This is a genomic window from Paractinoplanes aksuensis (assembly GCF_024137025.1).
Lineage (GTDB): Bacteria > Actinomycetota > Actinomycetes > Mycobacteriales > Micromonosporaceae > Actinoplanes > Actinoplanes aksuensis.
Map to the genome: position 1 here is coordinate 102,150 of NZ_JAMYJR010000026.1, position 23,624 is coordinate 125,773.

General features: G+C 70.3%; 21 protein-coding genes. 13 read left to right on the forward strand and 8 right to left on the reverse strand.

The window, feature by feature from the left end:
* Window positions 1-29: 29 nt before the first annotated feature.
* The 3 genes from M1L60_RS22950 (at window position 30) to M1L60_RS22960 (ending at window position 4,243) form a co-directional block, all read left to right on the forward strand.
* A complete protein-coding gene (locus tag M1L60_RS22950; protein ID WP_438862146.1) occupies window positions 30-1,343 on the forward strand; it encodes a sensor histidine kinase in 1,314 nt (437 codons plus the stop codon).
* A 27-nt stretch (window positions 1,344-1,370) separates the two neighbouring features.
* Complete coding sequence (locus M1L60_RS22955; protein ID WP_253239532.1) at window positions 1,371-2,015, forward strand: response regulator; 645 nt, start codon at window positions 1,371-1,373, stop codon at window positions 2,013-2,015.
* 71 nt (window positions 2,016-2,086) lie between these two features.
* Entirely contained in the window at window positions 2,087-4,243 is a 2,157-nt protein-coding gene (locus tag M1L60_RS22960) for an MMPL family transporter (protein ID WP_253239533.1), read from the forward strand.
* 28 nt (window positions 4,244-4,271) lie between these two features.
* On the opposite strand, the gene M1L60_RS22965 is transcribed toward M1L60_RS22960, so the two are convergent.
* From M1L60_RS22965 to M1L60_RS22975, 3 genes are all read right to left on the reverse strand, one after another.
* Window positions 4,272-4,919 (reverse strand): GNAT family N-acetyltransferase, encoded by a 648-nt coding sequence (locus tag M1L60_RS22965; RefSeq protein ID WP_253239534.1) that lies wholly within the window; start codon window positions 4,917-4,919, stop codon window positions 4,272-4,274.
* Between the two features lie 80 nt (window positions 4,920-4,999).
* Window positions 5,000-5,353, reverse strand: a complete 354-nt coding sequence (gene crcB / locus M1L60_RS22970) for a fluoride efflux transporter CrcB (protein ID WP_253239535.1) — start codon at window positions 5,351-5,353, stop codon at window positions 5,000-5,002.
* Window positions 5,350-5,709 (reverse strand): fluoride efflux transporter FluC, encoded by a 360-nt coding sequence (locus M1L60_RS22975; RefSeq protein ID WP_253239536.1) that lies wholly within the window; start codon window positions 5,707-5,709, stop codon window positions 5,350-5,352. The genes crcB and M1L60_RS22975 overlap by 4 nt, the downstream gene beginning before the upstream one ends.
* Before the next feature lie 477 nt (window positions 5,710-6,186).
* Here M1L60_RS22975 and M1L60_RS22980 point away from each other — a divergent pair, with 477 nt between their 5' ends.
* Entirely contained in the window at window positions 6,187-8,052 is a 1,866-nt protein-coding gene (locus M1L60_RS22980) for a class I SAM-dependent methyltransferase (protein WP_253239537.1), read from the forward strand.
* A 38-nt stretch (window positions 8,053-8,090) separates the two neighbouring features.
* Here the strand turns inward: M1L60_RS22980 and pseI are convergent, their stop codons facing one another.
* Complete coding sequence (gene pseI, locus M1L60_RS22985; protein WP_253239538.1) at window positions 8,091-9,119, reverse strand: pseudaminic acid synthase; 1,029 nt, start codon at window positions 9,117-9,119, stop codon at window positions 8,091-8,093.
* Entirely contained in the window at window positions 9,119-9,571 is a 453-nt protein-coding gene (locus M1L60_RS22990) for a GNAT family N-acetyltransferase (RefSeq protein WP_253239539.1), read from the reverse strand. The genes pseI and M1L60_RS22990 overlap by 1 nt, the downstream gene beginning before the upstream one ends.
* Window positions 9,572-9,693: 122 nt before the next feature.
* Here M1L60_RS22990 and M1L60_RS22995 point away from each other — a divergent pair, with 122 nt between their 5' ends.
* Window positions 9,694-11,916 carry a putative bifunctional diguanylate cyclase/phosphodiesterase gene (locus M1L60_RS22995; RefSeq protein WP_253239540.1) on the forward strand — a complete coding sequence of 741 codons (2,223 nt, stop codon included), beginning with the start codon at window positions 9,694-9,696 and terminating at the stop codon, window positions 11,914-11,916.
* 9 nt (window positions 11,917-11,925) lie between these two features.
* Complete coding sequence (locus M1L60_RS23000) at window positions 11,926-12,375, forward strand: NUDIX hydrolase (protein ID WP_253239541.1); 450 nt, start codon at window positions 11,926-11,928, stop codon at window positions 12,373-12,375.
* Here M1L60_RS23000 and M1L60_RS23005 read toward each other — a convergent pair.
* Together M1L60_RS23005 and M1L60_RS23010 are read right to left on the reverse strand one after the other, a co-directional pair.
* On the reverse strand, window positions 12,363-12,932 hold the full coding sequence (locus M1L60_RS23005) for a phosphotransferase family protein (protein ID WP_253239542.1): 570 nt from the start codon (window positions 12,930-12,932) through the stop codon (window positions 12,363-12,365). The two genes, M1L60_RS23000 and M1L60_RS23005, sit on opposite strands and share 13 nt — an antisense overlap.
* Before the next feature lie 356 nt (window positions 12,933-13,288).
* Window positions 13,289-15,520, reverse strand: coding sequence for a putative bifunctional diguanylate cyclase/phosphodiesterase (locus tag M1L60_RS23010; protein ID WP_253239543.1), 2,232 nt, complete (start codon window positions 15,518-15,520; stop codon window positions 13,289-13,291).
* A gap of 263 nt (window positions 15,521-15,783) precedes the next feature.
* On the opposite strand from M1L60_RS23010, the gene M1L60_RS23015 reads away from it, so the two are divergent.
* The 7 genes from M1L60_RS23015 to M1L60_RS23045 all read left to right on the forward strand — a co-directional run bounded on the left by M1L60_RS23015 (window position 15,784) and on the right by M1L60_RS23045 (window position 23,062).
* Window positions 15,784-16,545 (forward strand): DeoR/GlpR family DNA-binding transcription regulator, encoded by a 762-nt coding sequence (locus M1L60_RS23015; RefSeq protein WP_221379669.1) that lies wholly within the window; start codon window positions 15,784-15,786, stop codon window positions 16,543-16,545.
* Window positions 16,546-16,593: 48 nt separating this feature from the next.
* Window positions 16,594-17,943 carry an ABC transporter substrate-binding protein gene (locus M1L60_RS23020; RefSeq protein WP_253239544.1) on the forward strand — a complete coding sequence of 450 codons (1,350 nt, stop codon included), beginning with the start codon at window positions 16,594-16,596 and terminating at the stop codon, window positions 17,941-17,943.
* A complete protein-coding gene (locus M1L60_RS23025) occupies window positions 17,944-18,873 on the forward strand; it encodes a carbohydrate ABC transporter permease (protein ID WP_253239545.1) in 930 nt (309 codons plus the stop codon).
* A complete protein-coding gene (locus M1L60_RS23030) occupies window positions 18,870-19,685 on the forward strand; it encodes a carbohydrate ABC transporter permease (protein ID WP_253239546.1) in 816 nt (271 codons plus the stop codon). Before M1L60_RS23025 ends, M1L60_RS23030 begins: the two co-directional genes overlap by 4 nt.
* Window positions 19,682-20,671: a zinc-dependent alcohol dehydrogenase family protein gene (locus M1L60_RS23035; RefSeq protein ID WP_253239547.1), complete on the forward strand. Its 990-nt coding sequence runs from the start codon at window positions 19,682-19,684 to the stop codon at window positions 20,669-20,671. The genes M1L60_RS23030 and M1L60_RS23035 overlap by 4 nt, the downstream gene beginning before the upstream one ends.
* 54 nt (window positions 20,672-20,725) lie before the next feature.
* A complete protein-coding gene (locus M1L60_RS23040) occupies window positions 20,726-22,357 on the forward strand; it encodes an APC family permease (protein ID WP_253239548.1) in 1,632 nt (543 codons plus the stop codon).
* A gap of 390 nt (window positions 22,358-22,747) precedes the next feature.
* Window positions 22,748-23,062, forward strand: coding sequence for a hypothetical protein (locus M1L60_RS23045; RefSeq protein WP_253239549.1), 315 nt, complete (start codon window positions 22,748-22,750; stop codon window positions 23,060-23,062).
* On the opposite strand, the gene M1L60_RS23050 is transcribed toward M1L60_RS23045, so the two are convergent.
* Window positions 23,059-23,565, reverse strand: a complete 507-nt coding sequence (locus M1L60_RS23050) for a hypothetical protein (RefSeq protein WP_253239550.1) — start codon at window positions 23,563-23,565, stop codon at window positions 23,059-23,061. The two genes, M1L60_RS23045 and M1L60_RS23050, sit on opposite strands and share 4 nt — an antisense overlap.
* Between the last annotated feature and the right edge of the window lie 59 nt (window positions 23,566-23,624).

Below are 23,624 nucleotides of genomic sequence, written 5' to 3' on the forward strand. Positions count from 1 at the left end.
GGTGAGCAGGATCGGAACGGAGCGCCCCGATGCCTAGCGTCAACAGCATGACGACGCAAGCCTCCCTCACGCGCTCACCCCTGGCCCGGCTGGTGCGCCAGGTCGCCATCGACACCCAGTACGTGCTGATCGGGTTCCCGATCGGTCTGCTCACCGTGTCGCTGTTCATGGCCCTGTTCTTCACCGGCGTCGGCACGCTGGTCATCTGGGTCGGCATCCCCATCCTGATCGCGACGCTGATGACCGCCCGCGGCTTCGCCACCCTCGAGCGGGCCCGGCTCGGCCCGGTGTTCGGCTACAAGATGCCGCACCCGTACTACAAGAAGCAGGCCGAGGGCGGGTTCGTGCGGCAGTCGCTCGGTGTTCTGGGCGATGGGCAGTCCTGGCTCGACATGCTGCACGGGATGTTCCGGTTCATCCCCAGCACGATCTCGTTCAGCCTGGTCATCACCTGGTGGGCGGGCGCGATCGGCGGTCTGACCGTGGTGCTGTGGGACTGGTCGGTCCCGCATGGCCCCGACCAGCAGGATCTGCCCGAGCTGCTCGGCATGGGCAGCGGCACGGCCACCCGCATCCTCTTCTACTTCGCCGTCGGGGTCTTCTTCGCCGGCACGCTCTACCCCGTGGTTCGCGCGTCCGCGCTGCTCGAGGCGTGGTTCGCCCGCGGCCTGCTGAGCGGCGTCAACGAGCTGCGCGAGCAGGTGGCCGAGGCCAACGCGGCCCGCACGGTGGCCCAGCAGCAGAAAGCGGCCGCGGTCTCGGCCGAGGCCAACGCGCTGCGCCGGCTCGAACGCGACATCCACGACGGCCCGCAGCAGCGCCTGGTGCGCCTCGCGATGGACCTGGGCCGGGCCGAGCAGCAGTTCGCGACCGACCCCGAGGCGGCCCGGGCCACCGTGGCCGAGGCGCTGACCCAGACCCGCGAGACGCTCGACGAGCTGCGCGCCCTGTCCCGCGGCATCGCCCCGCCGATCCTGGTCGACCGCGGTCTGCAGGCCGCCCTGACCGCCCTGGCCGGGCGCAGCCTGGTGCCGGTCGAGCTGGACGCCACGCTGGCCGAGCGCCTGGAGCCGACCCTCGAGTCGACGGCCTACTTCGTGGTGGCCGAGGCCCTGACCAACGTGGCCAAGCACAGCCACGCCAACGAGGTCCAGGTCAGCGTCAAGCGCAACGCCACCGGCCTGATCGTCTCGATCGCCGACGACGGGGTGGGCGGGGCCAGCGTGGCCAAGGGGCACGGCCTGGCCGGCCTGGACGACCGGGTCCGCGCGGCCGGCGGCGTCCTCGACGTGTCGAGCCCGGCCGGTGGAGGGACGAGGCTCACGGCGGCCCTCCCCGTGTAGAACTCAGTTATCTGACAGCATGTCGGCATGCGGGTGGTGATTGCCGACGACGCGGTGCTGTTGCGCGAGGGTCTCGTCAGGCTCGTCGAAGAGAACGGCCACACGGTGGTGGCCGCTGTCGGAGACGGGCCTTCCCTCGTGACGGCGATCGCCGAGCACAAGCCGGATGTGTCCATCGTGGACGTCCGAATGCCGCCCTCGCACACCGACGAGGGGCTCCGGGCCGCGGTGGAGGCGCGCGGCCTGGTCCCCGGCACCCCGATCCTCGTGCTCTCGCAGTACGTCGAGGTCTCGTACGCCGATGATCTGCTGGCCGACCGCCTGGGCGCGGTCGGTTATCTGTTGAAGGACCGGGTGTCCCAGGTCGCCGAGTTCCTCGACGGGCTGCGCCGGGTGGCCGGCGGGGGCACGGTGCTCGACCCCGAGGTGGTCAGCCAGCTGCTCGTCCGCCGTCGCCGCGACGACCCGCTGCGCAACCTCACCCCGCGCGAGCGTGAGGTGCTCGGGCTGATGGCCGAGGGCCTGACCAACAACGCGATCGCCCGCAAGATGGTCGTCACCGACGGCGCGATCGAGAAGCACGTGCGCAACATCTTCACCAAGCTGGCCCTGCACCAGGACGAGGAACAACACCGCCGGGTCATGGCAGTGCTGGCCTACCTGCAGGGGTAGGGCTAGCACCACCACCGATACGCGGGTCTGCTGTATCGATTGGGAGCGCTGGGCTTCATAGCGTTCTCAGCATGGAGAACGAGGGAAAAGTCAAAGGGATCGCGGCCCGCGCCGCGCTGTGGAGCGCTCGCCACCGAGCGCTCGCGATCATCGGCTGGATCGCGTTTGTTGTCGGCGTGACCGTGCTCAGTGGACACTTCGGCACCATCGAGGCGACGTCGTCGGACCAGGGACACGGGGATTCTGGTAAGGCCGACCGGATCGTCGAGGCGGCCGGGTTCCCCGAGCAGCCGGCCGGCGAGATGGTCATCATTCAGAACCGGGCCGGCACCGACCGTGGGGCTGCGATCACCGAGCTGACCAAAGCGCTCAAGTCCACGGCGAACGTCGTCGACGTGCAGCCGCCGGTCGAGTCGCCGGACAAGCGGTCCTCGCTCGTCACGTTCAGCATCAGCGGCGACGCCGAGACGGCGGCCGACCGGGTGCAGCCCTCGCTCGACACGGTGGCCGCGGTGCAGGCCAAGCACCCCGACCTCTATGTCGCGCAGGGCGGCTCGGCCAGCGGGGACAAGCTGATCGGCGAGGACCTCGAGAAGGGCCTGACCCAGCTCGGCATCCTTTCCATCCCGGTGACCCTGGGCATTCTGCTGGTCGCGTTCGGCGCCGTGGTCGCCGCCCTGCTGCCGGTCGCGCTGGCCATCATGGCCGTGATGGCGGCCATGGGCCTGCTCGCCTTCGCCAGCCGTCTGGCCCCCACGGTCGACACCACAGCCCACGTGATGCTGCTGGTCGGCCTGGCCGTCGGAGTCGACTACTGCCTCTTCTACATCCGCCGGGAACGCGACGAGCGGCGCAACGGCGCCGACCCGCACCGCGCCCTCGTGATCGCCGCCCAGACCTCGGGCCGCTCGATCTGGATCTCCGGCCTGACCGTCATCGTCGCCATGGCCGGCATGTTCTTCACGTACGACGCCACGTTCGTCAGCTTCGCCGTCGGTACCATCCTCGTGGTCGCCACGGCCGTGCTCGGCTCGCTGACCGTGCTCCCGGCCCTGTTGTCGGCTCTCGGTGACAAGGTCGACGCGGTGAAGATCCCCGGCCTCTACCGCAAGCGCAGCGACGGCCGCATGTGGAACGGTTTCCTGCGCCTGGTGCTGGCCAAGCCGCTGCTCTCGGCCGTGCTGGCCGTCGGGGTGCTGGCCGCGCTGGCCGCCCCCGCGCTCGACCTCAAGACGAAGGGTGAAGGCATCGAGGACCTGTCGCCCGACGCGCCGATCGTCCAGGCCTACCTGGCCGTCGAGAAAGCCTTCCCGAGCGAGATCTCGCCGGCCGAGGTCGTGGTCGAGTCGCCCGGCGCCGGCTTCGAGCAGAAGGTCACCGCGTTCCGGACGGCCGTCGAGAACAGCGGCGGCAAGCTCGCCGGCCCGGTCGACGTCGAGCTCAACCCGGCCGGCACGGTCGCGGTCGTCTCGGTCGGCCTGACCGACGAGAAGGCACTCGACCTGCTGCGCGACGACGTGGCCCCGGCCGCCTTCGGCTCCGGCGCGCTGGTCACCGGCGAGGCGGCGGGCAGCGCCGACTTCAACGCCCGGCTCGACGCGAGCCTGCCCTGGGTGTTCGGCTTCGTGCTCGGACTGGCTTTCCTGCTGCTGCTGGTGTCGTTCCGCTCGGTCGTGGTCGCGCTGACCGGCGTGGTGCTCAACCTGATGTCGGTCGCCGCGGCGTACGGCATGCTGGTCTTCGTCTTCCAGTACGGCCACTTCGAGAGCCTGCTCGGCTTCCAGGCGTCGGGCGGCATCACCAACTGGATGCCCCTGTTCCTGTTCATCATCCTGTTCGGACTGTCGATGGACTACCACGTCTTCGTGCTGAGCCGGATCCGCGAGGGCCACGACCGCGGCCTGCCCACCCGGCAGGCGGTGCGCGAGGGCATCGGCCGCACGGCCGGCGTCATCACCAGCGCGGCGGTGGTCATGGTGGCGGTGTTCGCCCTGTTCGCCACGCTGCCGATGGCCTCGACCAAGCAACTCGGCATCGGCCTGGCGGCGGCCGTGCTGCTGGACGCCACCATCATCCGGGCCGTCCTGCTGCCCGCCGTGATGGCCATGCTGGGCGAGAAGAACTGGTGGCTGCCGCGCTGGCTGGGCTGGCTGCCGCAGATCGCCCACGAGCCGCCGCCGGCCCCCGCCTCCGAACCCCGCGACCGCGAACTGACCACCGTCTCCTGACCCAACGCCTCCCTGTCGGGGTCTCGGCTCACCGCCGAGGCCCCGACTTGCTGTGCAGCAGGATCTCGGCGCCGACGGGGCGGTAGCCGGCGGACTGGAAGGCGCGGATGCTGCGCGCGTTGCCCGCGGCCTGTTGAGACCAGAGCACCGCGCCCGCCGGGATCAGATGGCGGGCCGAGAGCGCGAGGGCCCGGCCCAGCCCACGGTCGCGCGCCTGCTCGTCGACCTCGATCGACACCTCCCACCGCCCCGCCACCCCACGCCCGACGGTGAGCAGGCCGCCCGGCGCTGACCAGGTGCGCACGTCGTCGCGGTGGCTCAAGGCCCGGCGTACCCGGGGATGGTCTTTCTCCTGCTCGGTCAGCGCCAGCGGCGGCGGCCCGGAAAGAGCGGGCGCCACAGTAAGAAGGTCGATCGTCTCGGTGGTGCGCCCGGTGCGAGCCATCAGCACGGCCAGGAAGACGGGGTTCATGGTGGCCGCGAGTGGATCACAGTCGAGCCCGGCGATCGTGGCGTGAATCCACGTCGGGTCGTCGTCGAGAAAGATCACGGTGTGCGCTGTGAAGGCCAGCACGCCCGCGTCGCGCTCGCTCGGCTGCGGCACCACGGTCGTGCCCCCGTCGGCCGGCGGGAAGATGCCACCGGCCGCCGCCTCCAAAATCTTGGCCAATTCCATGGGTCGATCCTGCATCCAGCGGGCGTCGGGTGTTGTCACCCAGCCGCCATCCCTGTGGACAGCCGCATTTTGTGGATAACTCAGAGGGCGGTGCCGGCCAGGTGGCCCAGCGAGGCGGCGGCCAGGCCCACGGCGAGGCTCGTCACCACGTACGCGAAGGCTTTCAGGCGCTCTCCGCTCTCGAAGAGCGTGAGGGCCTCCAGGCTGAACGTGGAGTACGTCGTGAGCGCGCCGCAGAAGCCCACCCCCAGCAGTGACCAGGCGGCATCGCTGACGGGCACCCCGATCAGGAAGCCCAGCAGCAGCGACCCGGCGATGTTGACCACGAACGTGCCCAGGGGGAACGTCCCGGCCCGGTGGCGCAGGGCCTGATCGGTCAGATAGCGCAGCGGCGCCCCGACCGCCGCCCCCAGCGCGACCAGTAGGGGCGTCATCGCCGCGCTCGCCGGGCCATCGAGCGGCCGGCCCAGACGGCCAGGAGCGAACCGGCGGCGGTGGTGACGAGATAGGCGAAGCCGATCACGGTCGGTGACACCACGACGTCGGTCATGGCCGTCGAAAACGTCGTATATCCCCCGAGAAATCCGGTGGTCAGGAAAAGCCGCAAGCGGCGCGGAGCGGGTACAAGCTCCGAAACGATGCCGATGGCCAAGCATCCGGACACGTTGATCAGCCAGGTCGCCCAGGGGAAGCCGCCCTCGAGATGGGGCCAGACCGTGGACAGGCCGTGTCGGGCCAGCGCGCCGAGCAGGCCACCGGCGGCGATCACGGACAGGTTCCGGAAGCTCACCCGGATCACGCTACCGGGGCCGTGACCGGGGCGAACGTGGCGGCGTCCGCCCCGGTCGGAGTGTCCACTGTAGGCCACGATCTTGATGAATCGGCGGGCGTGAAAGAAGTTACGGCTGTTGCTGGGTGATGTGTGACACACAGGTTTCGTACAGGGGTCGGGCGGGCCTCGTGGTCGGAGCCTCGTTTATTGGCCATTGCCGGGCATTTCGCCCACTCGACCCGGTGTGAGGACCGGGGAACGATTACCTAACGGTCCGCGCGGAACTTAACCTTGAGTGGTAAGTTTCGGCGTCCGACTTTGCAGGTCTTCGAGGACCTGGCGATATCGCGCGCCCGAGTGACACTAGATGGCAGCGCACCAGCAGCCGGCGATGGACGAGGGAATGCAGCACTTCAACAATCACTGCGGTCACGCCCGCCCGCCGGCCTCTCTGCAAAAATCGGGTCGGTCAGCTTCCACAGAGAGGGTGAAGTGATGTCGGAGCGCTCCGCTGCCCTGCTTCCCAACCAGGGTACGGACTTCGCTGCTGCGCTTAGCGCACCGCCGGTCAACAACCTGCGGCGCATCGGCGGCGAGATGTTCAACTGGAGCGACCGCGACTCGCAGCGCAGCGAGGCGCTGCCCCGCGGCGCCGTCCTGCGCCACCTGATCGGGCAGTACGCCGGTCCCGGACGCGCGGTGCTGGTCGCCGGGCCGCACGCCGACGAGGTCGTCGTCGCGCTGGCCGACAGCGGGGCCTCGGTCACCTGGCTGCTCCGCTCGCTGATCGACGCCGAGGACGCGGCCCGCAACCACTCGCGGGTCACGGTGCTGTCCGGCGCCGCGGTCAAGCTCGACGCCGGTGAGCGCTTCGACCTGGTGGTCGCGGCGGACGGGGTCGAGCGGCTGAACTCGACCGAGGGCGAGCAGATGTCCCCGGCCCGGCTGATCGACCGGCTGGCCGAGGCGGTCCGCCCCGACGGCGTCCTGCTGCTGGTCCACGACAACCACCTGGGCGTGCACCACACTGTCCGGCTCGAGCCGGGCGCCCGCGAGCGTCTCGACTCCGACTGGGACGCGCCCGAGGACGAGAACGACCCCCAGCGCCCGGCCTCGCAGGAGCAGCTGGCGGCCCGCCTGGCCGAGTCCGGTCTGACCGTCGGCGCGTCGTACGCGGTGTTCCCCGAGCCGTCCGTCCCGACCGTGCTGGTCGGCGGGGGTCTGCTCGGCACGGTCACCTCGCCGCTGCGGCCCCGGCTCGGCACCGCGCTGTCCCAGGCCATCACCGCGGCCTACCGCAACCGTCCGGTCCTCAGCGACCCGCGCCGCCTGGTCAGCCGGGCCCTGCGGGCCGGCGCCGAGGCCTCGGTGGCCCCGGCCTGGCTGGTCATCGCCCGGGCGGGCGAGGTCGCCGGTCTCGACCGGCACGAGCTGCTGGTCGGCGACCCGAGCGGCACCTTCGCGTACGAGGTCTCGTCGCACCAGGGCGACGTCCGCACCACCGTTCTCGAGCCGCTCTCGGGCCCGCTCGAGCGGGCCGGGCTGCGCCGCGTCAGCGAGCCGTCCGCGCCCGGCGCCGACGCCGGGTACGTGCTCGAAGAGCGCCTGCTGCACCACGCCGCCACCGCCGACCTGCGCGCCCTGCGCCTCGAGCTGACCCAGTTCGACGCCTGGCTGCGCGGGCAGGCCCAGGACGGTCTGCTGACCGGTCCGGTCGCGCTGGCCGGTCTGGCCGACGTGCTGGTCACCGATCAGGGCCCGGCCCTGCTGCCCACCCGCTGGGAGCCGATCGAGCCGGTGCCGGTCGACACGGCCGAGATTCGCGCGGTCTGGCAGTTCGCCGTCCAGCTGATCACGTCGAGCCAGCCCAACCCGTGGCAGATCACGTCGAGCGCGGTCGACCTGACCGCGATCATGCTCGGCATGGTGGGCCGGGGGGTCGACGCCGACCGGGTGCGGGCGGCGGTCGAGCTGCACGTTCAGCTCGAGGCGGCCGAGTTCGACCTGAGCCTGGCCGACCAGCACGACCGGCGGCTGCAGCTGCTGGCGGTGTCGCCCGGCACGGCCTCGGTCGACATCCCCGGTTTCCGCGAGCTCACCGAGGCGCTGTGGCGCCAGCGGTACGAGGCGAGCCATCTGCTGGCGATGATGGAGTGGACCGAGCAGATGATCAAGTCGCGCGACCTCGCGGTCAGCAAGATGGACTGGGAGGTCCAGTTCTACAAGAAGACCTGGCCGGGCCGGGTCCTCATGGTCGCTCGCAGCGGCTACCGCGTGATCATGCGGGACGGCCGCAAGTTCGTCCGTAGCCGGCGGGCCCGCAAGGCAGCCGCCAAGACGCAGGCGCAGACGCAGGTGTGAGAAAAGGGGGCCCCGAGGGGCCCCCTTTTTGGTGCGGTCTAGATCAGTTCCCAGCTGAGCGGCGTGCCCTTGGCCGCATCGGCCGTGAAGGTGCGGCCCATGACCAGGCCGATGGCGTCGGGCTCGAGCCCGCCGGTGGGGCGGATCGACCGTACGTTCTCGGGGGTGACCTTGTCGCCCGCCTTGACATCGGCCACGACGTAGAGCGAGCGGCGGAACCGCAGGCCCTCTTTCTCGGCCTCGGTCGGGCCGATGTGCGTGGTGCCCAGCGCCTGCCAGGCCCGTTCCGTCTCGATCCGCATGGCCTTGAGCTCGGCCGGATCGAGCGAGAAGGCCGAGTCGACGCCGCCGTCGGCCCGGTCCATCGTGAAGTGCTTCTCGATCAGGCAGGCGCCGAACGCGACCGAGGCGATCGGCACGCCGATGCCGTGCGTGTGGTCGCTGAGGCCGATCGGCCGCTCCAACATCTGGGCCAGGACCGGGATGCGGCGCAGGTTGGTGAACTCGGGCGGCGCCGGGTAGGACGCGGTGCAGCTCAACACGGTGATGTCGGTGGCGCCGGCGCCCTCGGCGGCCTCGACCGCGGCGGCGATCTCTTTCACCGAGGCCATGCCGGTCGAGATGATGATCGGCTTGCCCGTGCTCGCCGCGAGGCGGATCAGCGGCAGGTCGGTGATCTCGGACGAGGCGATCTTGTAGAGCGCGGCGTCGAGCTTCTCGAGCAGCTCGACCGCAGTGCGGTCGAAGGGGCTGGAGAACGGCGTGATGCCGCGCTCACGGGCGCGCTCGAAGATCGGCTGGTGCCAGTCCCACGGCGTGTGCGCGCGCTCGTACAGGTCGTACAGATAAGCCTCGGACCACAGCTCGTGGCCCTTGGAGATCTGGAAGCGCGGGTGCTTGACGTCCACAGTCATGGTGTCGGCCGTGTAGGTCTGGATCTTGATCGCGTCCGCGCCGGCGTCCGCCGCCGCGTCGACCAGGGCCAGCGCCCGGTCGAGAGAGCCGTTGTGGTTACCCGACATCTCCGCGACGATGTACGGCCGCTTCTCGGGCCCGAACTGAGTCATTACTTCCCTCTCTCCGTCCAGACGACGGTCTTCATCTCACCGTCGACGAGTCGTTCGTAGCGCCGCGTCTCTTTGAAGCCGAAGCGCCGGTGCAGGGCGAGTACCTGCTTGTTGTCGGCGAGTGTCTCGCCACCCAGGGTCTCCAGGCCGAGCGGGCCGAAGGCGTAGTCGACGGCCTCCTTCTCCAGGCGCATCCACGCGAAGAGCAGTCGGTCGCCCAGCCCCGCGGCGTCCAGATAGAAGGACCAGGTGTTGCCGTCGAAGATGACGACGCCGGCGGGCGTGCCTGCATCGTCTTCGTAGATCAGCACATCACGCCACCGCTTTTCCCACCACCTCGCATGCTCCTCGGGCTTGATCTCGTGCGTGGTCAGGCTCACGGCACGCACCGACTCGTGGTTGCGCCAGGGCAGGATCAGGTCCCGTTCGGCATAGGTCGCAGGTCGCAGCACAGTGTCAAAGTATGGCCGCTCGTCCCGCCTTCCCGCCGGGGACCTGGGTCACAGCGCAATTCCTCACCCCGGGGTGCCGTTCGCCGATCAAACGGGAGCATTTTCCTCGAGGAGGCGACCGGATGGGGCGAACACTGCGGGTGTCCGCGGCGCTGCTGGCGGTGGTGACCGCCGGCGTCATCGTGAACGCGGTCAACCCGGTGATCCCCTGGGTGCTGCTCTGGTTGCCCGGCGTGATCGGCGCGGCCGTCCTCGCCTTCGACAGCTTCCGCACCGGCCGGGCCGAGCATCTCCCACCGGCCGTACGCCAGTTCTGGCGACGGATCGGCGTGATCTGCATCCCGGTCGGCCTCGGCAATGCGGCTCAGGCCTACCACGTGCTGACCGTGCCCGATCCGGCCCGGCCCGGCGCCAACCTCGGGCAGATCGCCTTCCAGGGCATCGCCGTCGTGCTCGTCATGTACACGCTGCTGCGCCTCCCGTTCGGCCAGCAGACCCGGGGCGAATTGTTCCGGGTGGTGCTCGACGCGGGCACTGTGATGCTGGCCTGCGCGGTCTACCTGTGGCACTTCAGCGGCCGGTACGCGCTCGAGGACGGCGACCCGCGCCTGCTCTACACCTCGCTGGTGTTGAGCACGCTGGCCCTGCTGGCCGTCTTCGCCGTGGCCAAGTTCCTGTTGACCAGCCAGAACCACATGGACGCGGGCGCGCTGCGACTCATCGGCGTCGCCGTCGCGATCGGCGCGATCGGTCCCGTGCTGCGCCCCCTGTTCGAGTCGTGGAACCCCAACCTGTACCCGGACATGATCGACCTGCCCGCCCTCTACCTCTGCGCGGTGCTGGCCAACCGCCGGCAGCGGGCGGTGCGGCCCGGCCCGCGCCGCGGGGACAAACCGGTTCGCCGGCGCCCGTTCAGTTTCCTGCCCTACCTGGCCGTCGCGGTGGTCGACGGACTGCTGCTCGCGGTCACCTGGCAGGCCGACGGCGCCACCCAGCGGATCGTCGTGGTGGCGGCCGTGCTGCTCACTGCCGTCGTCGTGTTGCGCCAGATCACGGCCTTCCGTGACAACGGCCGGCTGCTGCGTCGCCTCGACCACAACGCCACCCACGACGCGCTGACCCAACTGCCCAACCGGGTGCTGTTCCACGAGCGGCTGCGGCGGGCGCTGGACAGCCCGGGGGCCCGTCCGGTCGCCGTCGCGCTGATCGACCTCGACGACTTCAAAGAGGTCAACGACACCCTGGGCCACGAGATCGGCGACCAGCTGCTGATCGCGGTCGCCCAGCGCCTGGCCGGCTGCCTGCGGGCCGAGGACACGGTGGCCCGGCTCGGCGGCGACGAGTTCGTGGTGGTGATCGACGGCGCCGACCCCGCCGCGGCCGACCTCGCGGCCCAGCGCATGATCGACTCGCTGCGGGCGCCGGTGCCTGTCGACGGGCACGAGCTGCCCATCCGAGCCAGCATCGGCATCGCCGACGGCCGGGCCGGGGACGACCCGAGCGTGTTGTTGCGACAGGCCGACATTGCGATGTACGCGGCCAAGGCGCTCCCCGGCACGGCCGCGCTGCACTACAACGCGGACATGGCCGCCACCTCCGTCGGCTCTGACCTGCAGGACGCGATCCGCGACGAGCAACTGTTCCTGCTTTTCCAGCCGATCGTGGCGCTCGACGAGGACCACCGCGTGCTGGGCGCCGAAGCCCTAGTGCGCTGGAACCACCCGGTCCACGGCACGCTCGCGCCGGACACGTTCCTGCCGCTGGCCGAACGTACGGGCCTGATCGTGCCCCTCGGTCGCTGGGTGCTGCGCGCCTCGCTGCGCCACCTGTCGACCTGGCCCGCCGGCACCCTCCTCAACATCAACATCTCGGCCCGCGACCTGCGCGAAGCGGACTTCGCCACCGCCGTGGCGGCCCTGCTCGAGGAGTACGGCGTAGCCCCGGCCCAGATCACCCTGGAGATCACCGAGTCGATGCCGGTCGAACCGGGCGAGTCGTTCACGGTGCTCAACGAGCTGCGCGCGCTCGGCGTCAAACTGGCCCTGGACGACTTCGGCACCGGAAGCTCGCCGCTCAGCCTGCTCCACGACGTGCCGCTGGACGAGGTCAAGCTCGACCGCGCGTTCACCCAGGCCGACCCGGACGGCCGGGTCTCGGTCGCCGCGGGCGTGGCCCACCTGGCCGGGGCGCTGCAACTGCACGCGGTGGCCGAGGGCGTCGAGACCCCCGAGCAGGCCGAGCGGTTGCGCGAGCTGGGCTACCGGGCCGCGCAGGGCTACCTCTTCGCCCGCCCCATGCCGGCCGCCGACTTCGAGGCCCTACTGCCGGCGGCGGCCCGCGCCTAAGGTCGGATCATGGAGACCTTCCACCGCCCGGCCGTACGCGTAATCTGCTTCGACGCCGACGGCCGGGTGCTCCTGATGAACTGGCGCGACCCGCACGACGGCGCCCGCCTGTGGGAACCGCCGGGCGGCGGCATCGAGGAGGGCGAGACGCCCCTCGAGACGGCCCGCCGCGAACTGGCCGAGGAGACCGGCCTCGACCCGGCCCGCGTGAGCGAGAACTTCATCGACGTCCACCGCGAGGCCCAGTGGAAGGGCCGGCTCTTCACGGGCAACGAGCAGTTCTTCGCGGCCCACTACGACACAGCGCGCCCGGCCCTCTCGGCCGCCGGCCTGATGCCGTACGAGGTGGAAGAGCTGCTCGGCCACGCCTGGGTCAGCCCCACCGACTTCCCCACCCTCCCCGACCGCCTCGAACCACCCCACCTGGCCGCCATCGTCGCCCAGCTCTACTCGAAGTAGGCCGTGAGGTAGCGGAGGGAGTCGTCGCGGTCGGGGCCGGCTGTGTGGGGGTGGCGGAGTTCGTCGGTGTAGATGGCCAGGTCGGCCAGGGTCCACCAGAGGCGGTAGAAGGCGAGCGTGCCGCGCGCGACCGAGTGGCCGGTGCGGTGCTCGTAGTGGGTCAGCACGGTGTCGTCGTTCTCCGGTGGGGCGCCGAACATCGTGCTGGTCAGCATCCAGAGGTCGCGTTCGGGCGGGGCCAGGCGGGCGGTGTCCCAGTCGATCAGCCGGGGGCCGCCGGGGGTTCGCAGGACGTTGCCGGGGTGGGGCTCGCCGTGGGTGACGACCCAGTCGGTTCTGGGGGAGACGGCGGCGGCCCGCTCGTCGAATTCCTGGAGCCAGTCCGCCACGCGGGGGGCATGACGGATCAGGGTCTGGCGGGCCGGTTCGGCGTACGGGCCGGTCGTCCACGGGTGGTGCCGGTCGGCCAGCGCTGCTTCCAGGTCTGCGCGGCCGGGCAGGCGCAGGTCGGTGGCGAGCGCGATCGGTGGCGGCGCCGCCCGGTGCAGGTCGATCAAGAGATCGAGTACGGCGGCCCGGTCGTCCGGCGCCCTCGCGGTCGGGGACCGGGGCCAGCACGAACCGGAGGCCGGCCTCGCTTAGTGCGGTGGCCGTGCCCAGCGCTCGCTGCAAGGTCGGCAGATCGGATCGCCCGTCGACGGTGACGAACCAGCGCCCGTCGACGGCCCAGTGGTAGCCGCCGGCGCCCACGGGGAGGAACTCGATCTCTCGCGTCCGCAGGTTCCAGCCCTCGGCCAGGCCGCGGATCAGATCGTCGTCGCTCAGGCCAACGGGTCGCTCGCGCACGGTCCGCATTGTCGCGCGGATCGCCGCGATCGGCGCGCTGTTGACAACCGGCTCAGCGCGGGCCGAGTCAGGGAAAGAGCAGGTCGCTGATGGCGGCGCCGGTCAGGGGCTCGGCGAAGTAGTAGCCCTGGCCCAGCTCGCAGTTGCCGCCGGCCAGCGACGTCAGCTGGCCCGCGTGCTCGATGCCCTCGGCGATGGTCGACAGTTCGAGCGCACGCCCCAGCTGGATGATCCCGTGGGTGAGCGCGGCCGCGGTGGGTTCGTCCACGACGTCGTCCACGAAGGATTTGTCGATCTTGATGATGTCGACCGGGAAACGGCGCAGGTAGGCCAGCGACGAGTAGCCGGTGCCGAAGTCGTCGATGGCCAGGCGGAGGCCGAGCGCCTTGAGCGCCCCCAGCCGTTCCAGCGTGGCCGCGCGGTGATCGACCAGCAGCGACTCCGTCAGTTCGAGGACGAGCCGGTCGGGGGCCAGGCCGGCCGACTTCAGGGCCGAGTCCACCACGTGGACCAGCGCCGCCTGCTCGAGTTGTACGGCCGAGATGTTGACGCTCACCGTCAGCGGCGGGCCCTCACGCCGGGCGTTCCACTGGGCGACCCGGGCGGTCGCCTCGCGCAGCACCCACTCGCCGATCGGCACGATCATGCCGGTCTCCTCGGCCAGCGGGATGAAGTCCATCGGCGGCACGATGCCCTTGTCGGGGTGCATCCAGCGGATCAGCGCCTCGACGCCGGTGATCTCGCCCGTGTGCAGGTGCACGATCGGCTGGTAGCGCAGCTCGAACTCGTGCCGCACGACGGCTCGGCGCAGGTCGGCCTCGAGCGCGATGTGTTCCTGGAAAGCCTCCTGCATGGCCGGCTCGAACACCTCGAACCGGTCCTTGCCGTGCTTCTTGGCCTGGTACATGGCGAGGTCGGCGTGGACCATGAGCTCGGCCACGGCGTGCTGGTCGGGCCCGCTGAACGCGACGCCGATGCTCGAGCTGATGAAGGTCTCGGAGCCGAGCAGGTCGAACGGCTCGCGCAGGGCGTCGAGGATGCGCTGGGCCACCGGCACGGCCTCGCCGGCGTCGAGCACGCCCGGCAGCAGCACCGCGAACTCGTCGCCGCCGAGGCGGGCGGCCGTGTCGCCGTCGCGCAGGCAGCTCTGGATGCGGTCGGCCACGCCGGTCAGCAGCGCGTCGCCCGCCGCGTGCCCGAGCGAGTCGTTGACGACCTTGAAACGGTCGAGGTCGACGAAGAGCACGGCCGCGCCCAGGCCGGTCGGGCCGAGGGCCTCCTCCATGCGGGTCTGGAACAGCGCGCGGGTGGCCAGGCCGGTCAGCGAGTCGAGGAACGCCTGGTTCATCGCCTCCAGGGTGCGGGCGTCGGTCAGGGCCAGGCTGAGGTGCTCGGCGAACGCCTGCAGGATCTCCTTGGCCGGCTTCTCCCAGACCCGGCGGGAGCCGAACGTGCCGACGGTGAGGCTGCCGACGGCGTGCCCGTTGACCCGCACGGGGGCGGCCATCACGGACTCGAGCTGGATGGCGGTCATCGGGGGCAGGGCGATCGGGCACGAGGCGTAGTCCTCGACGGCGACCAGCTCGTCACCGAGGATGGCCAGGCCGGAGACGCCGCCCGAGGCGATCGGGATGCGGTGGCGCTTGGCCGCGGCGCCGGGCGGCACACCGAGGGCGGCGACGGTGCTGCCGAGCGTACGGTCGTCCGGTTCGAGCAGGTTGATGGCGACCATGTCCACGCCGAGCAGGTCGCGCACGGCGGCCAGGACCATGTCGAAGATCTGCGGAACGGGCAGGCGGCGGCCGATCGCGCGCTGCACGGCGGCCATCTCCTCGAAGACGCGCCGGCCCTGGTCGAGGTAGCCGAGCAGACGGCCGTTCTCCTCGGCGTAGCGGCGCTCGGACTCGATCATGTGCAGCGACTGGAGGCTGAGTTCGAGCACCCGGGCCAGCCCACGGAGCAGGCACACCTCTTCGGCGGTGAAGGGCCCACGGGTACGCCCGAGGATCAGCACCCCGGTGGCCGACCCGCCGATCGTGGCGTGGGTGGCCGCGTACCGGCCGGACGGCAGCTCGAGGGTGCTCCGCCGACCGGCGGCGACCTCGGCCAGCGGATGAGCGGGCACCTTGTCGGCGGGCAGGCCGATGGCCGCCACGACGCCGCCGTCGATCATGAGGACGGCGATGTCGGCGCCGAGGGCGCGCGCCGCGCATTCCACGGCAGCGTGGTGCGCGGCCGGACCGTCGGGACGGTCGGCGACCGCCGAGAGGAACTCACCGAGCTGATCTGTCGCTAGCACGGCTTGTCAGTCGTCCCCGGACGCGGCGACCTGAGGGAAACGGGCCCGCCCGAGCTCACACGACCGGTCACGATGTGGGCATGATTTCCGGGGAAACGGTCAGGCGATTAGCGCGCTTGGTCGTACTTTGGAACGATCTTGAGCGACCTCGGGACCCGATCAAACGGGCAAGTAAACAACGAAGTCCGTGAGCTTGTGATGGAGGCCACAGGTTTCTCCGGTGTTACAAATAGGTCGGTCAACGAGGCGGGAGGTGGCGGCAATTGAATGCGGACGAGCGGCAGCATCAGATCGTCGCCCTGGCCCGCCGGCACGGTGAGGTCGAGGTCGCGAAACTCGCGGCCGAACTCGACGTGTCCGCCGAAACCATTCGCCGCGATCTGCGGCTGCTCGAGAAGCACGGCCTGATCCGGCGGACGCACGGCGGGGCCTACCCCGTGGAGACCGCGAAATTCGAGACCGACCTCGCCATGCGGACCATTCGCGGGGTGCCCGAAAAGCGGCGGATCGCGGCCGCCGCGGCCGGGCTCATCGGCGACGCGGAGACGATCTTCATCGACGAGGGGTTCACCCCTCAGCTGATCGCCGAGGCGCTGCCGGCCGACCGGCCGCTCACCGTGGTGACCGCGTCGCTCAACACCGCGGCCTGGATGGCGGCCAACTCGCCGGCCACGGTCCTGCTGCTCGGGGGCCGGGTGCGGGGGCGCACGCTGGCCACCGTCGACCACTGGGCGGCGGCCATGGTCTCCGGTTTCGTGATCGACCTGGCCTTCATCGGGGCCAACGGGATCTCCCGCGAGGTCGGGCTCACGACACCCGACCCGGCCGTCGCCGACGTGAAGGCGCGGGCGGTGGCGGCGGCCCGGCGCCGGGTCTTCGTCGGCATTCACACGAAATTCGGCGTTCGCACATTCTGCCGATTCGCCGAGATATCTGATTTCGAGTCACTGGTCACGGACACCGCATTACCGGTTTCCGAGGCGAACCGCTATTCCCGGTTGGGCCCCCAGGTCATCCGGGTCTGATTCAACAACTCCCCACTCGCCGTTTTCGAATAAAACGGAGGTTCCACCATGTCCAAAAAACTAGCTGTGGTGGCGGTCGGGCTGCTGGCCTTCACGGCCGCGTGCTCGGGCGCCGGCTCGACCACCAGCGGTGGCGGCGACTCGGCCGACAACACCATCACCGCCCTGATGGTCGGCAACCCGCAGATGGAGGACATCCAGAAGCTGACCGCCGAGAACTTCACGAAGCAGACCGGCATCACCGTGAAGTTCACGATCCTCCCGGAGAACGAACTGCGGGACAAGGTCACCCAGGACGTCGCCAACCAGGGCGGGCAGTACGACGTGGCCACGGTCGGCGCGTACGAGGTGCCGATCTGGGCCAAGAACGGCTGGCTGCACGAGGTGTCGACGCAGATGGACGCGGACACCGCCTATGACAAGGCCGACCTGATCAAGCCGATGGTGTCGTCGCTGAGCGGCGAGGACGGCAAGCTCTACGCGGCGCCGTTCTACGGCGAGTCCTCGTTCCTCATGTACAACAAGGAACTCTTCGACGCCAAGGGCATCACGATGCCCGAGAAGCCGACCTGGGCCCAGGTCGCCGAGTACGCGGCCAAGGTCGAGGACAAGAGCAAGGGCATCTCCGGCATCTGCCTGCGCGGCCTGCCCGGCTGGGGTGAGCTGTTCGCGCCGCTGACCACCGTGGTCAACACGTACGGCGGCACCTGGTTCGACAAGGACTGGAACGCCCAGGTCAACTCCCCGGAGTTCAAGGAAGCGACCAACTTCTACGTCAACCTGCTCAAGCAGCACGGTCAGCCCGGCGCCCCGCAGTCCGGCTTCACCGAGTGCCTGAACACGTTCGGCCAGGGCAAGGCGGCCATGTGGTACGACGCCACGTCGGCCGCGGGCACGCTCGAGGACCCGAACGCCAGCAAGGTCGCCGGCAAGGTCGGCTACGCGTACGCCCCGGTCAACAAGACCGAGTACTCGGGCTGGCTGTGGACGTGGGCCTGGGCGATGCCCAAGACCACCAAGAAGGCCGACGCCGCCTGGAAGTTCATGAGCTGGGCGACCAGCAAGGACTACGAGAAGCTGGTCGGCGCGCAACTCGGCTGGTCCCGGGTCCCCTCCGGCAAGCGCACCTCGACCTACTCGATCCCGGAATACAAGGAATCAGCGTCCGCGTTTGCCGACGTCACGCTGGGCTCGATCGAGCACGCCGACCCGACCAACCCAGGTGTGCAGCCGCGGCCCGCGCTGGGCGTGCAGTTCGTCGGCATCCCCGAGTTCGCCGACCTCGGCACCAAGGTGTCGCAGGAGGTCAGCGCAGCCATCGCCGGCAGCAACACGGTCGACAAGGCGCTGGCCGACGGTCAGAAGCAGGCCGAAGACGTGGCGAAGAAGTACAAGTAAGTGACCACTACGGTCGCCCGGCCGGGCAGGCGCACCCAGGCGCCTGCCCCGCCCACCAAGGGCGGAGCCAAAGACCGCTGGGTACGCCGGGCGCCGCTGCTGCCCGCGCTGATCTTCGCCATCATCGTCACGCAGGTGCCGTTCCTCTACACGATCTATCTGTCCACCACGAGCTGGAACGCGCTGCGCCCCGGGGACAAGCCGTTCGTCGGGTTCGACAACTACGTCACGGTTCTCTCCGACTCGCGTTTGCGGTCGGCGCTGTTCAACACCGTGGTGCTCACGGCCGGCGCGGTGATCTTCTCGCTCATCCTCGGCCTGGTGTTCGCGCTGCTGCTCGACCGCAAGTTCCTCGGCCGGGGCATCGTCCGCACCATGCTCATCACGCCGTTCCTGGTGATGCCGATCGCCGCCGCGCTGCTCTGGAAGCACGCTCTCTTCAACCCGACGTACGGCCTGATCAACGGCATCTTCGGCGGCTCGACCGACTGGGTCTCGTCGTATCCGAAGGCGGCCGTGATCACCACGCTGGTCTGGCAGTGGACGCCGTTCATGATGCTGATCCTGCTGGCCGGCCTGCAGTCGCAGTCGCACGAGGTGCTGGAAGCGGCCAAGGTCGACGGGGCCAACGCCTGGCAGATCTTCCGCCGGATGACGATCCCGCACCTGCGGCAGTACCTGGAGCTGGGCGCCCTGCTCGGTTCGATCTACCTGGTCAACACGTTCGACGCGATCTTCAGCATCACCCAGGGTGGTCCCGGCACGGCAACGACCAACCTGCCGTACGAGATCTACCTGACCATGTTCCGCAAGTTCGAGTACGGCGAGGCCTCCGCGGCCGGTGTCATCGTGGTGATCCTGACGATCATCGTCGCCACCTTCGCCCTGCGGGTCATCTCGAGCCTGTTCAAGATGGAGGAGAACCGATGAGGGCGCGCCTCCACAATTCGATCTGGGGCATCGCCGCCTGGATCGCCGGGATCGTGTTCGTCTTCCCGGTCATCTGGATGGTGCTGACCAGCTTCAAGCAGGAGGCCGACGCGGCGACCAACCCGCCGTCCTGGTTCTTCGCGCCCACCCTGGCCCAGTACACCCAGGTCTTCGAGCGCAACATCACGCCGTTCCTGCTCAACTCGCTGATGGCCAGCGTCTTCTCGACGATCCTGGTCGTGCTGCTGGCCACCCCGGCCGCGTACGCCCTGTCGTTGCGTCCCGTGGCCAAGTGGAGCGACTCGCTGTTCTTCTTCATCAGCACCAAGATGATGCCGGTCGTGGCCGCCTTCCTGCCCGTGTACCTGCTGGTCAAGCACCTGGGCATGCTCGACAACATCTGGACGATGGTCATCCTCTACACGAGCATGAACCTGCCGCTCGCGGTCTGGATGATGCGCTCGTTCCTGCTCGAGGTGCCGCGTGAGGTGCTGGAGGCGGGCGAGGTGGACGGCGCCGGCCTGCTCACCAGCATCCGCAAGATCATCCTGCCGATCGTCAGCCCGGGCCTGGCCGCGACGGCGCTGATCTGCTTCATCTTCGCCTGGAACGAGTTCTTCCTGGCCGTCAACCTGACCGCGACGAACTCGGGCACGTCGCCGATCTTCCTGGTCGGCTTCATCTCGTCCGAGGGCGCTTTCCTGGCCCGGCTGTGCGCGGCGGCCACGATCGTCTCGCTGCCGGTGCTCATCGCCGGCTGGGTGGCCCAGAACAAGCTGGTCCGGGGCCTCTCGATGGGAGCCGTCAAGTGAGAGCAGCCGTTGTCGTCACACCGGGAACGATCGCCGTCGAACAGGTGCCGGACCCGACCCCCGGGCCGACCGACGTGGTGGTCAAACCGGCCGCGACCGGCATCTGCGGGACGGACCTGCACATCATGGACGGCGAGTTCGCCCCGTCGTTCCCGATCGTGCCCGGTCACGAGTTCGCCGGCGAGATCGTCGCGGTCGGGTCCGAGGTCAGCGACTACGCGGTCGGCGACCAGGTGGCGGTCGACCCGTCGCTGTACTGCGGCTACTGCTACTACTGCAAGCGGGCGCGGGGCAACCAGTGCGAGAACTGGGCCGCGATCGGGGTCACGGTCAGCGGCGGCGCGGCCGAGTTCGTGGCGGCGCCGATGGCCAACCTGTTCAAGCTGCCCAGCCACCTCGCGGCCCGGGACGCGGCTCTGATCGAGCCGCTCTCGTGCGCCGTACGCGGGTTCGACGTGCTGCCGCGGGCGATGGCCACCTCGTACCTCATCTACGGCTCCGGAACCATGGGCCTGATGATGCTTGAACTGGCCAAACGGGCCGGGGCCGAGTCGGTGTCCATGGTGGATCTCAACCCGGCCCGGCTCGAGACGGCCGAGCGGCTGGGCTGCACGGCCACGACCACCTCGGCCGCCGAGCTGGACGCGCCGCGGGGCTTCGACGTGGTGATCGACTGTACGGGAGCCGAGGCGGCGATCCGGGATGGTTTGTCCAGGGTCGGGCGCGGTGGGACATATCTCCAGTTCGGAGTGTCGAGCTATGACGCCCGGGTCGCGATCGAGCCGTACGAGATCTACCGGCGCGAGATCACGATCACCGGCTCGATGGCGGTGCTGCACAGCTTCGATCGGGCCGGGCAGCTGCTCGCGGCCGGGGTGCTCGACCCGTCGATCTTCGTCAGTCACCGGTTCCCGCTGGACGACTACGCGCAGGCGCTCGACCAGTTCCGGGCCGGCGTCGGAAGGAAGATCCTCATTGAGCCGTGAGTGAAACCTTACGGCCAGTTGTCAGGTGGTCACTCTTCAGGATCAAATAGGGGCGTGGGTACGCCCGAGGAGTCGCCGCACACCCTCGCCCCCGGCCGTCTCGGCGCGGCCGCCGTCGTGTTCTTCGCGCTGGCCGTGACGGCGCCGATCGCCGTTCTGATCACCGTGGTGCCCGCCGCCTACGCCACCGGCGGCGGGCCTCTGGTTCCGCTGAGCTTCCTGGCTCTCGGCGTCGTCCTCCTGCTCTTCTCGGCCGGCTACGCCGCCATGGCCCACCGCGCGCCGTTCTCCGGGGCGATGTTCACGTACGTCGCCCGCGGGCTGAACCGCCCGGCCGGGGTCGGCGCCGCGTGGCTCGCCGTCGCCTGCTACCAGGCAATCCAGCTCGGCCTGTACGGCCTGGTGGGCGCGGCTGCGGCTCCGCTCCTGCGCAGCTGGTTCGACGTGTCGGTCGAGTGGTTCGTGGTCGCGGCCGGGTGCTGGCTGCTCGTCGCGCTGCTCGGCCCGATCCGGGCCGAGATCGCCGGCGGCCTGCTCGCCCTGCTGGTGCTGGCCGAGGTGGCCGTCGTCGCCGGGTTCGCCACGGCCAACGTGCTCGACCCGGCCGAGGGTGGCCTCGTCGCCGGCAGTGTGCTGCCGTCCACTGTCGACCTGCCCGCGCTCGGCCTGCTGCTCGCCGTGGGGGTGCTGGCGTTCGCCGGGTTCGAGACCACCGGCGCGTACGCCGAGGAGGCGATCCGCCCCCGCCGGGATCCCGGCTCGGCCACCTACGTCACCGTGGCCGCCTTAGCGATCCTGCTCGCCGTCACCTCGTGGTCGTTGAGTGCTGCGGTCGGCCCCGACCGGATCGCCGGGCTGGCCCGGTCCCGCGGCTCCGAGCTGCTGTTCGACCTGGCCGGGGCCCGGCTGGCGCCGTGGGCGGTCACCCTCGGGCGCCTGATGCTGCTCACCGGCCTGATCGCGGCGATCCTGGGGCTGCACCTGGTGGTCTCGCGCTACCTGTTCGCCCTCGGCCGCGAGCGGGTGCTGCCGGCCGGGCTGGGGCGCACGTCCCGGCGTACGTTCGCCCCCCGCGCCGCCTCGCTGGCCCAGACCGCCGTGGCCGCCCTGTTCCTGGTGGCCGCGGCCACCAACGTCGCCGACGCCCCGACGACCGGGCGCCGTCTCATGATCGCGGGCGGGCTCGGGCTGCTGGTGCTGCTGATCGTCACCTCGGTGACGGCGTTGCTGCACCTCAACCGCGTGCCGAACGGCGAGGGCGCGTTCACCCGGTTCGTCGCGCCGGTGGTCTCGACGGTGACCCTGGGCGCGGTGGCCTACCTGGCGTTCCGCGATCTGGCCCTGTTGTTCGGCGTGCCCGGCAGCTCGCCGATGCGCTGGATCGTGCCGACCGCGCTGGCCGTGGTGGCCGCGCTGGGCGTGCTGCACGCGCTGATCCTGCGCGGCGCTCGGCCGGTGATCTACGCGGGCATCGGGCAGGGCGGCGTCCCGGTGGTGGTCACGCCCGCGGCCCCACGCCCGGAATCGAAACCGGACCCGATCGATCCGCCGCCCCTGCCCCCGGCGCCGAAACCGAGCCCGGCGCAGGAGCCCGGCCCGGTCAAGGAGCCGAGCGCGGCCGAGGAGCCGAGCCCGCCGCCGCTGCGAGCGCCTGGTGCGCACCGGCCCGAGCGAGTGCAGCGCTGACATGCGTACGCCGGATCCGCGACCCGAACGGGCACGGATCCGTGCGCTGGGGATGGACCCGGCCACCGGCCGCTACCGCCCCAACGAGTCGGTCACGGCCGTCCTGATCGAGGCCGAACTCGGCGTACGCCTGACCCGGGCCGCCCCCGGCTGCCGGGCCGACTGGATCGACCAGGGCGGGCGCTCGTACGACGCGGTGGGCCCGTTCGCGGCGCACCGGTTCGAACGGCAGTGGGCGCGCTTCTCGCAGCAGATCGTGCTGCACCTGAAAAAGGCCGACCTGGTGCCGGTGGACGTCTCGCAGTTCACCGCCGACCAGGTGGCAAAGGTGGAAAAGTTCGTGACGGAGCAGGGCTTGGCACCGCGGGTCTTCATCCTGGGACGGCGACAATGGCGGCTCTCATCATGGTCCGGCCGGGCCACGACTGGCAGGCGACGGGCGGGCTCTTCGAATGGACGCTGGAATACCTCATCCCGCGCCTCGACGACCAGAAGACCGCCGCCTGGCTCCGCATGGTCGTGGCCGAGGACCTCGGCAGCCTGTGGATACCCGACCTGCCCGACGCGGGTCGCGAGGAGATCTATGCGCTGCTGCGCTCGGACCTGGTCGCGGCCGCCCACCGCGAGCTGCCCGAAGGGCCGGCCAAGAGCGATGCGCTCGCACAGCTACGCGAGCTCGTAGCCCTCGCCCGATCGGCTTCCTAGGCGAAGAACTCCTGGATCTGGGTGAGCGTCAGATAGCCCTGCACCTCGGGCTCGTGTGTGGGCTCGGGCAGGCGCTTGGCGGTGACCGGCACGTCGGGGACGTCGCGGGGCGGGCTCGGCAGGGGCGGGTCGGGCGGCAGCACGGGCAGTGTGAGGGCCTGGCGGATCACTTCGAACATCGCCCGCACCTCGTCGGCCGCGGTGCGCTCGGCCGAGGCCGTGCCGGTCGGCAGCGCGCAGGTGAAGTTGGCCTGCAGGCGGTCCTCGAGGCGGCGGATGTCGGCGCTGGGCCGCAGGTGGTCGAGCCGTCCCTCGGCCACGATGCCCAGCTCACAGGCGCTGAGGCCGGACTCGTGCCACCAAGAGCGCCAGCGCGGGTCGGCGTCGAGCGCCAGCGCGACGTGCTGCAGGGCCACCACGTACTCGCGCGGGGCGTGGCCGCCCCTGGTCGTGGTGCCCAGGTGCGGGTGCAGCCAGGAGTAGCGGTCCGCGGCGTCGACCATTTCTGCATGGTGACATTTCGGTCGCCCGCAGGTCTGCTGGACGGCCCCGCACGTTCGGG

What these genes read in the sequence shown, in the direction of transcription:
- M1L60_RS22965 (WP_253239534.1), bottom strand. Translation starts at nt 4,919, where the DNA reads ATGGAATTGGCCAAGATTTTGGAGGCGGCGGCCGGTGGCATCTTCCCG.
- M1L60_RS22960 (WP_253239533.1), top strand. Translation starts at nt 2,087, where the DNA reads ATGGAGAACGAGGGAAAAGTCAAAGGGATCGCGGCCCGCGCCGCGCTG.
- M1L60_RS22980 (WP_253239537.1), top strand. Translation starts at nt 6,187, where the DNA reads ATGTCGGAGCGCTCCGCTGCCCTGCTTCCCAACCAGGGTACGGACTTC.
- pseI (WP_253239538.1), bottom strand. Translation starts at nt 9,119, where the DNA reads ATGACTCAGTTCGGGCCCGAGAAGCGGCCGTACATCGTCGCGGAGATG.
- M1L60_RS23045 (WP_253239549.1), top strand. Translation starts at nt 22,748, where the DNA reads ATGGCGGCTCTCATCATGGTCCGGCCGGGCCACGACTGGCAGGCGACG.
- M1L60_RS22955 (WP_253239532.1), top strand. Translation starts at nt 1,371, where the DNA reads ATGCGGGTGGTGATTGCCGACGACGCGGTGCTGTTGCGCGAGGGTCTC.
- M1L60_RS22995 (WP_253239540.1), top strand. Translation starts at nt 9,694, where the DNA reads ATGGGGCGAACACTGCGGGTGTCCGCGGCGCTGCTGGCGGTGGTGACC.
- M1L60_RS23000 (WP_253239541.1), top strand. Translation starts at nt 11,926, where the DNA reads ATGGAGACCTTCCACCGCCCGGCCGTACGCGTAATCTGCTTCGACGCC.
- M1L60_RS23020 (WP_253239544.1), top strand. Translation starts at nt 16,594, where the DNA reads ATGTCCAAAAAACTAGCTGTGGTGGCGGTCGGGCTGCTGGCCTTCACG.
- M1L60_RS22950 (WP_438862146.1), top strand. Translation starts at nt 30, where the DNA reads ATGCCTAGCGTCAACAGCATGACGACGCAAGCCTCCCTCACGCGCTCA.
- M1L60_RS23030 (WP_253239546.1), top strand. Translation starts at nt 18,870, where the DNA reads ATGAGGGCGCGCCTCCACAATTCGATCTGGGGCATCGCCGCCTGGATC.
- crcB (WP_253239535.1), bottom strand. Translation starts at nt 5,353, where the DNA reads ATGACGCCCCTACTGGTCGCGCTGGGGGCGGCGGTCGGGGCGCCGCTG.
- M1L60_RS23050 (WP_253239550.1), bottom strand. Translation starts at nt 23,565, where the DNA reads ATGGTCGACGCCGCGGACCGCTACTCCTGGCTGCACCCGCACCTGGGC.